An 11,765-nucleotide genomic window follows, 5' to 3' on the forward strand; every position below is an offset into this window, starting at 1 on the left:
TTATATATTATATATAATTTTGCTAAAATTTTTCAATTCAACATTGTGAATATTAAAATAAAAAAACTGAATGATATTAAATACATAATAATTGGTTTTTTTCTTGTTTTTTCATTAAGTTTTTGTTCTCCATTAGGAGAAGGAGAACAGAAAAAACATCGTGTAATACTCAAAACAATATATAAAACACTTTATTTTTTACATCCAAATTCTATTTCTATAGATAATAATTTTTCACAGAAAGTATATAATAAATATTTTGAAAAATTAGATAATCAAAAACGTTTTTTTTTCCAAAAAGATGTAGAAGATCTTTCTTTATATAAAGAAAAAATAGATGATTTTTGGATTTATGGAGATCCTACTTTTTTTAATGTTATTATGAAACGTTTTTTTCAAAGAATAAAAGAAGCAGAATTTATATGTTTTAAAATATTAAAGACATCTTTTGATTTTAATAAGAAAGAAATGTATCCTATTATAGAACAAAAACTTTTTTATCCAAAAAATAAAAAAGAATGGATTGAAAAATGGAGAAAGTACTTGAAATATATGACTTTATTAGAAATCATCACTTCCACGAATCAAAAACAAATTCCTTTCATAAAGCAGAAAAAGATTTGGAAAAATGCATTTTTTCATAACGAAAGAAAATCAAGAAAAAAGGTGGAAGAATATATTCAGGAATATTTCAGGAAATTAAAAATAAGAAAAGAATCCGATTGGTTTTCTATATATGTTAATACTATAACTTCTCAATATGATCCTCATACTAATTATTTTTCACCTAGGGAGAAAGAAATTTTTGATTTTAACATATCTGGACAAACTGAAGGTATTGGTGTAGAATTACAAGATGAAAAAGGATATCCTACTGTTGTTAAAATCATTCCTGGTGGACCTGCATGGAAAAATAAAAAAATAGAAATAGGAGATAAAATTATACGAGTAGCAAAAAATGTAAACTCAGAATCAAAAAATATAGTAGGCATGTTATTAGAAAATTCAATTTTTTTGATAAGAGGAAAAAAAGGAAGTAAAGTCAAATTAACAATTCAAAAGAAAAATGGATCTATAGAAGAAGTGATTATTATTAGAGATATAATTGAAAAAAAAGAAATTTTTGCAAAAAGTGTTATAATTTTGGACAAAAACAAAAATAAATATGGTTTGATTTGTTTACCAGAATTTTATTTTCATCCTGAAAATAAAAATGGTAGAAATGCAGCTAAAGATATGAAACAAATTATTCAAAAACTTAAAAAAGAAAATGTAAAAGGAATCTTGATTGATATCAGAAATAATGGAGGAGGATCTTTAGATGCTGTAATAGAAATTGCAGGTTTTTTTTTAGGAAAAGTTCCTATTCTACAAATAGGAAAACCTCATAAAAAAAAAATATACTTAAAAGTCACGAAAAAAAATTTTATGGACAGGACCTATTGTAGTTCTTGTAAAGAATTGTCTGCTTCTGCCTCTGAAATTCTTGCTGCTGCTATAGCAGATTATAAAAGAGGGATTATCGTTGGAAGTGCTCAAACATATGGGAAGGGAACTATACAAACTGTTTATCCATTAAACAGATTTTTATTTTATAATGATAAACTAGGAGCATTAAAATTTACTATTAATAAATTTTATCGTGTTAATGGCGGTTCTACTCAATTAAAAGGAGTGAACTCCGATATTGTTATTCCAAGTAATACGACAAGTCGATTATCAAAATATATGGAAAAAAATCAAGAAAATCCTATGAAATGGGACTATACAGATCCCATTTCCTCTATTCATTTTTATTATAATAATTTATATTTAGAAAATATTAAACATAAAAGTGTAAAACGTTTAAAAAAAAATAACAATTTTATTAATACTTATAAAAAAATACAATTATTAGAAAAAAAATTCTCTAATGAGAAACAATTTTCTTTGAATTGGAAAGAATTTTATTATGAAAATTTAAAAATAAAAAAAATAAATGAAAATTTTAAAAAACTTAAAAATTGTCTAGATATATATGGAGAACAAGCTTTTACTCCTTATCAAAAAATCATTTTCAATACAATATCAGAAGAACAAAAAGAATGGATAAAAAATATAAAAAAAGATTTTTATATAGCAGAATGTATTAATATATTACGAGATTTTAATGAAATTCCATAATCGGTTTGTAAACTTTAGCCACATCAGCTATGGCATCGTTTTCTTTTAAATTTATTAATCTTACTCCTTGAGTCGTTCTTCCCATAACTCTTATGTCTGATATAGGAATACGTATAATAATCCCTGATTTTTTAATAATCATCAAATCGTCTTGATCTGTAACATATTTTACAGAAATTAAATTTCCTGTTTTTTGAGTTATATTTATTGTCTTAATTCCTTTTCCACCACGATTGGTTATACGATAATCTTTTATATGAGATCTTTTTCCAAATCCTTTTTCAGAAACCACTAATAAATGTCCTTTTTCTTTTCTTTCTACATCTACACATATCATTCCAACAACTGAATCTTTATGATTCATATTAATTCCTATAACCCCCGAAGAAGTTCTTCCAGTGGAACGAACTTTTTTTTCTGAAAAACGAATAATTCTCCCACTTTTTACAGCAATAAAAACATGACTATCACCCTTAGTGAGAATCGCTTCTAATAAAGAATCTCCTTTACGAATAATAATAGCATTGATTCCATCTTTTCTGGGACGAGAATAATTTTCTAAAGATGTTTTTTTTATAATACCTTTTTGCGTAATCATCATTACATAATAATCTTTGATATACTTTTTATTAGTAAGATCTCCTGTTAATATATAAGCGTTTACTTTATCATCTTGTTGAAGATGAATGATATTTTGTATAGCTCTTCCTTTAGAAATTTTAGACCCTTCTGGTATTTCATATACTCTTAACCAAAAACATTTTCCTTTTTCCGTAAAAAAAAGTAGATATTGATGATTAGTTGCTATAAGCAAATGCTTAAAAAAATCTGATTCTCTAGCAGTAGCGCCTCTATTTCCTACTCCTCCTCTTCCCTGACGTTTATATTCTGATAAAGATGTTCTTTTAATATAGCCAGCGTGGGAAATAGTAAGTACGACTTGTTCGTTTTCAATTAAATCTTCTATGTTTACTTTATTTCCTGAATAATCAATTTGTGTACGACGTGTATCTTGGTATTTTCTTTTAATATCTAAAAGTTCTTCTTTGATAATTTTGGTTCTTGTAGAATGCTCTTTCAAGATAGTTTTAAAAAATTCTATTTTTTTAATAAGTTCATCATATTCTTTTTGAAGTTTATCAATTTCTAAAAATGTCAGACTTTGTAGTTTCATATCTAAAATAGATTTAGATTGATTTTTAGATATTTGAAATTTGTGAGTCAATCTATCACAAGCATCATAATGATTTTTTGATTTTTGAATTAATTGAATCATGAGATCTAAATGATCCAATATTTTCAAAAAACCAGACAAAATATGAACACGATTTTGACACTTTTTTAGTTCGTATTTAGTGCGACGAATAATAACATTGTGTCTATGATTTACAAAATATCGTATAAAACTTTTTATATTTAATTGAACTGGTTTTCCATCGACTAAAGCTATATTATTTACATTAAAATAAGTTTGTAAAGGAGTATATTGAAATAATTTGTTCAATAATATATTAGGATTTGTGTTTTGTTTCAAAATGTAAACAATACGTAGTCCATTTCTATCTGATTCGTCACGAATTTGATTAATTCCTTCCATTTTTCCTTCTTTCATTAATTCCACAGTTCGAGCAATCATGTCAGCTTTATTGACTTGATAAGGAATTTCATCTACAATAACACATTGTCTTCCATGAATTTCTTCTAAATGTATTTTTGCACGCAAAACAATACGTCCTTTCCCAGTATGAAAAGCATTTTTAACTCCGTCATATCCGTAAATGATTCCGCCTGTAGGAAAATCAGGGGCTTTGATATATTTTATGATTTCTTCTATAGATATCTCATTATTGTCTATATAAGCACAAATGGCGTTGATAGTTTCTTTTAAATTGTGAGGAGGTATATTAGTCGCCATTCCAACTGCAATTCCAGAAGAACCATTAATCAAAAGATTAGGAATTCGTGTTGGTAATACGGTTGGTTCTTCTAAAGAATCATCAAAATTTGATTGCATATCTACCGTTTCTTTTTTGATATCTAACAACATTTCTTCAGATATCTTTTGCATTCTTACTTCTGTATAACGCATAGCTGCCGGAGGATCTGCATCCAATGATCCAAAATTTCCTTGCCCATCTATTAATGGATAACGTAATGTCCATTTTTGAGTCATACGAACCATAGTATCATAAACAGAAATATCTCCATGCGGATGATATTTCCCTAATACTTCTCCAACAATACGAGCAGATTTTTTATAAGAACTGTTAAAAAGAATTCCTAATTGATACATTCCATAAAGAACTCTTCTGTGTACAGGTTTTAATCCATCTCTAACATCAGGAAGAGCTCTGGATATAATAACAGACATAGAGTAATCTATGTAAGAAGACTTCATTTCATCTTCAATATTAATGGAAATCAATTTTTCTCCTTCACTTTCATTCATTTTTAATCTGAATTATAATTTTAGTTTAAAAAACTTTCCTTAATCAAAGAATATGGGACTTGACAATTATACGAACATTTTCCTATCTCCTTTAATAAAGAAAATTGAATTTTATTTTTTCATTTTTTTTATCATGTTCCATGATTCGCAATAATTTCTCAATTTCTAATTGAGATATTTGATTTTGTATTGGGTATAATGTATAAAATTTAGATCTAATTTCTCTATAATCAGATAAAGATAAACCATTAATTTTGAAAGAAATCCATGATTCATAAATCATTCCCATAGTTACAGCAACTCCGTGTAACATTTCTTTTATACTCATAAAATAACTCTCTAAAGCATGTCCAATAGTGTGTCCAAAATTTAGAATTTTTCTCAATCCTTTTTCTTTAGGATCTTGATCTACTATTTTTTGTTTAATTAATATAGATTTCTGAATTAGATGTATCCATTCGTTTTCATTTTTAATGATATCTGTTTGTATTTTATCCATTTCTTTCCAAAAATTCTTATCAGCTATCAATCCATGTTTAAACATTTCTGCCATTCCAGAAAGAATTTCTTTATTTGGAAGTGTTTTTAAAAAATTTGGATCAATGATTAAAAATTTTGGAATATAAAAAGACCCTATTTCATTTTTTATAGAACCTAAATTCACACCTGTTTTATATCCTATAGCGGCATCAACCATTCCTAATAAAGTTGTAGGAATATTAACAAAACGAATCCCTCGTTTAAATATAGATGCGACAAAACCCCCAATATCTGTTATAACTCCCCCTCCTAAATTTATTATTAAACTTTTTCTAGTCGCCTTAAGTTTTTCTAGATCTTTACAAATTTGAATACATGTATAAATATTTTTTTCTTTTTCTCCTGATTTTATCTTAATAAGATTCGATTTTTTTAAAAAATTTATATGTCTAAAAAGAACAGGAATACAATGTACACTGGTAATATCATCTACTAGAATAAATATATTTTTTATGGAATCTACTTGATAAAGTAAATAATTTTGAAGTACATCATAAGCTTCTTCATGAAAATATATGAATTCTTCCTTTTTTTTCATTTTCATAAATTTATCCTTGATAACAAAATTAACCAATTTTTGATTAATCAATAAAATAAAATATTTTATATAACCAAAAAATGATAAAAGCAAAACCTATTATGAAAAAAAATATGTTAGGAATCCATCCTAGAATATTAATAAATTTAAATAAACATTTCATAAAAAAAACAATATTATTATACATAAATATGAAAATAAATATTTTTATAAAAAATGGAAATATTTAACTTTGACTTTCATTATCATATTTGTCAAATGTCAGATATTTGGGATGTTTTTCAACATTTATTTAATCCTAGATGGATATTTTTATATTTCGGAAATGCGGCTTTATTTATTCTCTTAGCTATTATTTTTGCAGAAACGGGATTTTTTATTGGTTTTTTCTTACCTGGAGATTCTTTATTATTCACTGCTGGAATTTTTGGGAAAGATTTATGCAAAAATTTTTATAATGTTCCTTTTTTTGTGATCATTTTAATCGTATCAGGTGTAGCTATTCTTGGAAATATGCAAGGATATTGGTTCGGATATAAATCAGGAAAACTCTTATATAAAAAGAAGGATTCCTTTTTTTTTAAAAAAAAACATTTAATTTTAGCAAAATTGTTTTATAATAAATATAAAACTACCGCTCTTATCATGAGTCGTTTTTTACCTATGTTTCGTACTTTTGCTCCTATTGTTGCAGGAGCAATTCGTATAGAATTTAAAAAATTTATGATATATAACATTATTGGAGCACTTGCTTGGACTTTTTCTATCATGTCAGCTGGACATTATTTAGATAAAAGTTTTCCAGAATTAAAAAATCATCTTGAATGGATTATTTTATTAATTGTATTGATTACAACTTTGCCAATTTTAGTGAAACTAAGAATAAATAAGAATAAAAAAATATTTATCTAAATTTTTTAAATTTATGTTTACAAATTCTTTTATAAAAAAAGAATTCTTGTATAATAGCTTTACATTGGTTTTTCATAATTCCAGATACAAATTCTGTTTTAGGATGTAATTTAACACCCGAACACAAGAACCCTCTTTTTGAGGGATTGGTAGCCCCACAAACAACTCTTCCTATTTGAGACCAAAACAAAGCTCCAGCACACATCACACATGGTTCTAAGGTTACATATAAAGTACATTTTTTTATATATTTTTTTTTAAAATAATCAGATGCCAAGTTGATTACTAACATTTCTGCATGTGCAGTAATATTACATAACGTTTCAGTTAAATTATGAGCTGTTGCTATAACCATATTTTGATATGTAATTGCAGCCCCTATGGGGATCTCATTTTTATGAAAAGCAATAAAGGCCTCTTTTAAAGCTATTTTCATAAAATCAAAATCTAAAGACATTATTTATTTTATTTTTGTTTTATCATCTTTTTCTTTATTCTCTTCTTCTTGAGCCCCTTTCACAATTGTACGAGTATTTTTTACATTTGCTATCAATGTATGAGAAGGATGTAATATAGTATATTGATTATTATATAAATCTCCAACTGTTATTTTATCTCCTATATCTAAAGAATCAATATTAAATTGAATATATTCTGGCATATTATCTATACTTGCTTTCACCTTTAATTTTCTAACAGGAGAATAATATTTTCCTCCTTTTGCTACTCCAATAGGTCTTCCAAAAGATTTTACAGGAATTTCCAATGTCATAGATTTTGATTTATCAATTTTATAAAAATCTACATGTAATATTTTTTCATTAACAGGATCAAATTGGATTTCCTTTCGAATAGCATTGATACTTTTATCGTATCCCTCTATTTTTAAAATAACACCATATATTTCTATAGTGTAGACTATTTTTCTCAAATTTTCTAGTGAAGAATAAAACGGGATATTCATGTTTTTTCCGTATAAAATGCATGGTATGTTTCCGGAAAGTCGAATGGAACGAACTGCTTTTTTTCCCAAATCTCTTTTATGTCCGTATATATTTACATATTTCATATTATAAATTTATTACTAATGGATTCATCTTTATGGACTGATTGCATCACTTCTGCAAAAAGTGGAGCGCAAGACAAAACTTTAATCTTATCATGAATTTTATTTTTATTTATAGGAATCGTATCAGTCACCACCAATTCTTCAATCGCCGATTGGTCTATTTTGTCATATGAATTCCCTGATAATACAGGATGAGTAGCTATAGCACGTACACTTTTAGCTCCCTGTTTCTTTATTAAATTAGCTGCTTCTGTTAAAGTTCCAGCCGTATCTACCATATCATCTATGAGGATAATATTTTTTTTTCTTACATTTCCTATAAGATTCATAAATTCTATTTCATTTGCTTTTTTTCTTTCTTTATAACAAACGACAACGTCTGTCCCCAAATAACCTGCATAACTCCTAGCTCTTTTAGCACCACCCATATCTGGAGAAGCTATGGTTAATTGATCTATGTTTAATTTTTTAATATAATCAATAAATATTCTAGATGCATATAAATGATCTACAGGTATATCAAAAAATCCTTGAATTTGATCTGCATGTAAATCCATAGTCATAACTCTAGTTGCTCCTGAAGCTACAATCAAATTTGCCATAAGTTTTGCGGCTATAGGAGTTCTAGGTAGATCTTTATGATCTTGTCTTGCCCATCCAAAATACGGAATCACAAGTGTAATGTTATAAGCTGAAGCCCTACTAGCAGCGTCGCACATTAATAATAATTCCATTAAATTATCTACTGGAGGAAAAGTTGACCCAATTAAAAATACTTGAGATCCACGAACAGATTCTTCGAAACAAGGAATATATTCTCCATCACTAAATTCTAAGAATCGTACTTTACCAAGAAAATTTCCATAATAAAAAGCTATATTATTTGATAATTTTAACCCGCTTCTTGTAGAAAAGAAGAGAACCTTTTGATTCATAGTTATATTTTTTTTATGCAAAAATACTCTAAATTAAAAAAGAAATATATAATTATGTGATTATGAAACAATATTTAAATTTATTAAAAAACGTATTAAAAAAGGGCGTAAAAAAGAAGGACAGAACTGGTGTAGGAACAATAAGCCTATTTGGATATCAAATGAAATTTAATTTAGAAAAAGGCTTCCCTCTTTTAACTACTAAAAAATTAAATATACGATCTATTATTTACGAATTATTGTGGTTTTTAAAAGGAGAAACAAATATTAAATTTTTAACAAATAATAAAGTTAATATTTGGAAAAATTGGTCGGATAATAATGGAGAATTAGGACCAATATATGGATTCCAATGGAGAAAATGGCCCACTTACGATGGACATTTTTTTGATCAGATAGTTCATATTATAAAAGAAATAAAACTCAATCCCGATTCTAGACGTTTAATTGTTTCTTCTTGGAATGTGGGGATGATTCAAGATATGGCATTACCTCCTTGTCATTTATTATTTCAATTTTATGTATATAAAAAAAAATTATCGTTACTTTTATATCAAAGAAGTGCAGATATTTTTATTGGATTACCATTTAATATCGCTTCTTATGCTTTGTTGCTAACCATGTTCGCTCATACTCTTAATTTAAAAGAAAAAGAACTCATTCATACCATAGGAGACGCTCATATTTATAATAATCACATTGAGCAAGTGAAACTCCAAATGAAAAGAACTCCAAGACCACTTCCTATAATAAGACTCAATTCTTCTGTGAAGAATATTTTTCAATTTCGTTTTGAAGATTTTGAATTAAAGAATTATAACCCTTTTCCTCATATTAAGGGAGATGTAGCCATTTGAAAATTCATTTTATTTTCTTTCTTTCTAATAACCAATTTTTGAAAACATTGAAATCATTGGATAAAGATATTTTTTGACTTATATTTTTTTTCTTCAAAAAAATGTCTAGTTCTGGAGTTGAAACTATTTTTTTTTGTAAAAAAAAAGGCATATGATCTAAAAATTTAATAGGATGAGCTGTTTCTAAGAAAATAGCTGGTTCTGAAGTGTTATTCATTTCTTGTAAATATTGTCTAAGACCTAAATACCCAATAGCTCCATGTGGATCTAGTATATATTTATATTTTTCCCATACCATTTTTATAACTGTCAAAGTTTCTTCATCCGTGAATTTATAAGAAGATAATTTTTTTCTTAATTGAAAGATATTTTTTTTATATAAATGCCATATTCTAGAAAAATTACTGGGATCAGCTATATCCATAGCATTTGATATAGTTTTTTTTACCGGAAGAGGATTATATTTTTCAGATTTTAAAAATCTAGGTATAGTATCATTAATATTTGTAGATGCAATAAAAAATTTTATAGGTAATCCCATTTTTTCAGCTATCATTCCTGCGCAAATATTACCAAAGTTTCCACTAGGAACTGAAAAAATTAATTCTATCGGATTTTTTACGATTATTTGTTTATAAGCTAAAAAATAATAAAACATTTGAGGGAGCCATCTCCCTATATTAATAGAATTTGCAGAAGTTAACGTATATTTTGTGTTCACATCCTTGTCTAAGAAAGCTTTTTTGACCATATTTTGACAATCATCAAAACTTCCATGTATTTCCAAAGCTAATATGTTATCACCTAATGAAGTGATTTGTTGTTTTTGTAAACAACTAATCCTATTATATGGATATAAAATAATGACTTCTATCCCATGTTTTTTATGAAACCCTTTAGCAACAGCTCCTCCGGTATCCCCTGAAGTTGCGACTAAAACCGTAATATTTTTTCCTAATTTTTCAGAAATAAAACTTAAGCATCCAGCCATAAACTGAGCTCCTACATCTTTAAAAGCTAAAGTAGGACCATGAAAAAGTTCTAATACGTGAATATTATCATGTATTTTTATCAATGGAAAAGAAAAATTTAAAGTATTATGAATAATGCTTTCGATAAATTTATTGGGGATATCTTTTCCAATATAAGGTTTTATAACATCCATTGCAATTGTATGAATATCATAAATCGGAAGTTTATGAAAAAATTGAGTTTTTAATTTAGGAATACATTGAGGCATATATAAACCACCATCAGGCGATAATCCCCTTAAAACAGCATATTCGAAGGAAACTAGATCTTTTTTATAATTTTTTAAACTGTAATATAACATACTTATTTTATAATTTTATTTGATTCCACTTTACACCTTGTTGATTGATAGGAGAAGTATAAGTTTTATAATCCACTTTTAACGGAGAATATACTCTATTCATGATCTCAGTAACTTTTTGGGCTGTATGATTTCCTTTACTGAGCATAAAAACAGAAGGTCCTGAACCAGAAATTCCCCCCCCCAAGGCGCCTATTTCTTTACATCTTATTTTTAATTCATAAAAAGCTGGTATTAGTATAGCTCGTATAGGTTCTACAATAACATCTTCTAATGATCTACTTATTAATCTATAATCTTCTTGATATAAACCAGCTACTAACGCTCCTACATTCCCCCATTGTTTAATAGCATCTGTCATTAATATTTTTTGTTTTAAAATTTCTCTAGCATCTGATGTTTTCACTTCGATTTGTGGGTGTATAATGCTGACCCATAATTCATTAGGAGTATGAAGTTTGGTAATATCCAATGGTTGATAACTTCGAATCAATGTCATTCCTCCCATAATGGCAGGTGCAACATTATCAGCATGAGCGGTTCCACTTGCTACACGTTCTCCTTCCATTGCAAAACGAATTAATTGTATAGTGCTAAAAGGGTTTCCTAATAAAATATTAGCTCCATAAACAACTCCAGCTGCACTAGCTGCACTAGATCCTATTCCACTTCCAGGATGAATATTTTTAATTAATTCGATTTCAAATCCTATTTCTTCTTCATTATCATATCTTTGTATTTGTTTATATTTTTTCAACAAAAATTGTAAAGCAACAAAAGCTACGTTTTTTCTTGGATCATTAGGCAATGATGATCCATATATTCTATTAATACGTATTCCTGGATTATTAGATTTATATAAAAAAATTTCATCTTTTGGTAAATCTAAAGCTAATCCAATAACATCAAAACCACAAGCCAAATTAGCTACAGTAGCTGGAGAAAATATTTTGATTCCTTTCATAACTT

Annotated in this window: 11 protein-coding genes; 4 read left to right on the forward strand and 7 right to left on the reverse strand. The window is 27.0% G+C overall.

The features are described 5' to 3' along the window. Positions 1 to 45: 45 nt before the first annotated feature. Positions 46 to 2,163, forward strand: a complete 2,118-nt coding sequence (locus tag K645_RS02415) for a carboxy terminal-processing peptidase (protein ID WP_022565292.1) — start codon at positions 46 to 48, stop codon at positions 2,161 to 2,163. Here the strand turns inward: K645_RS02415 and gyrA are convergent. Beyond that, positions 2,147 to 4,612 (reverse strand): DNA gyrase subunit A, encoded by a 2,466-nt coding sequence (gene gyrA, locus K645_RS02420; RefSeq protein WP_022565293.1) that lies wholly within the window; start codon positions 4,610 to 4,612, stop codon positions 2,147 to 2,149. The two genes, K645_RS02415 and gyrA, sit on opposite strands and share 17 nt — an antisense overlap. Before the next feature lie 91 nt (positions 4,613 to 4,703). Continuing rightward, the gene (gene aroB, locus K645_RS02425; RefSeq protein WP_369750520.1) at positions 4,704 to 5,690 is read right to left on the reverse strand and encodes a 3-dehydroquinate synthase; all 987 of its coding nucleotides are present in this window, start codon (positions 5,688 to 5,690) and stop codon (positions 4,704 to 4,706) included. An 80-nt stretch (positions 5,691 to 5,770) separates the two neighbouring features. Between aroB and K645_RS03175 the strand changes: the two genes are divergently transcribed. Continuing rightward, the gene (locus K645_RS03175) at positions 5,771 to 5,920 is read left to right on the forward strand and encodes a hypothetical protein (protein ID WP_160142073.1); all 150 of its coding nucleotides are present in this window, start codon (positions 5,771 to 5,773) and stop codon (positions 5,918 to 5,920) included. Between the two features lie 28 nt (positions 5,921 to 5,948). Then, complete coding sequence (locus K645_RS02430; RefSeq protein WP_041936106.1) at positions 5,949 to 6,602, forward strand: DedA family protein; 654 nt, start codon at positions 5,949 to 5,951, stop codon at positions 6,600 to 6,602. Here K645_RS02430 and K645_RS02435 read toward each other — a convergent pair. Genes K645_RS02435 through K645_RS02445 form a run of 3 tightly spaced genes read right to left on the reverse strand, consistent with a single transcriptional unit; the run spans position 6,595 to position 8,606 of the window. Then, positions 6,595 to 7,059: a nucleoside deaminase gene (locus K645_RS02435; protein ID WP_022565296.1), complete on the reverse strand. Its 465-nt coding sequence runs from the start codon at positions 7,057 to 7,059 to the stop codon at positions 6,595 to 6,597. The genes K645_RS02430 and K645_RS02435 overlap by 8 nt on opposite strands. Before the next feature lie 3 nt (positions 7,060 to 7,062). Next, positions 7,063 to 7,671 (reverse strand): 50S ribosomal protein L25, encoded by a 609-nt coding sequence (locus tag K645_RS02440; RefSeq protein WP_022565297.1) that lies wholly within the window; start codon positions 7,669 to 7,671, stop codon positions 7,063 to 7,065. Beyond that, a complete protein-coding gene (locus K645_RS02445) occupies positions 7,668 to 8,606 on the reverse strand; it encodes a ribose-phosphate pyrophosphokinase (RefSeq protein ID WP_041936028.1) in 939 nt (312 codons plus the stop codon). Before K645_RS02445 ends, K645_RS02440 begins: the two co-directional genes overlap by 4 nt. A 62-nt stretch (positions 8,607 to 8,668) precedes the next feature. Here K645_RS02445 and K645_RS02450 point away from each other — a divergent pair, with 62 nt between their 5' ends. After that, positions 8,669 to 9,463 carry a thymidylate synthase gene (locus tag K645_RS02450; RefSeq protein WP_041936029.1) on the forward strand — a complete coding sequence of 265 codons (795 nt, stop codon included), beginning with the start codon at positions 8,669 to 8,671 and terminating at the stop codon, positions 9,461 to 9,463. Positions 9,464 to 9,467: 4 nt separating this feature from the next. On the opposite strand, the gene thrC is transcribed toward K645_RS02450, so the two are convergent. Both thrC and K645_RS02460 read right to left on the reverse strand, forming a co-directional pair. Further along, the gene (gene thrC, locus K645_RS02455; RefSeq protein ID WP_022565300.1) at positions 9,468 to 10,796 is read right to left on the reverse strand and encodes a threonine synthase; all 1,329 of its coding nucleotides are present in this window, start codon (positions 10,794 to 10,796) and stop codon (positions 9,468 to 9,470) included. Between the two features lie 7 nt (positions 10,797 to 10,803). Continuing rightward, a complete protein-coding gene (locus K645_RS02460) occupies positions 10,804 to 11,760 on the reverse strand; it encodes a homoserine kinase (protein WP_022565301.1) in 957 nt (318 codons plus the stop codon). Positions 11,761 to 11,765: the final 5 nt, after the last annotated feature.

It is taken from the genome of Blattabacterium sp. (Nauphoeta cinerea) (genome assembly GCF_000471965.1).
GTDB lineage: Bacteria > Bacteroidota > Bacteroidia > Flavobacteriales > Blattabacteriaceae > Blattabacterium.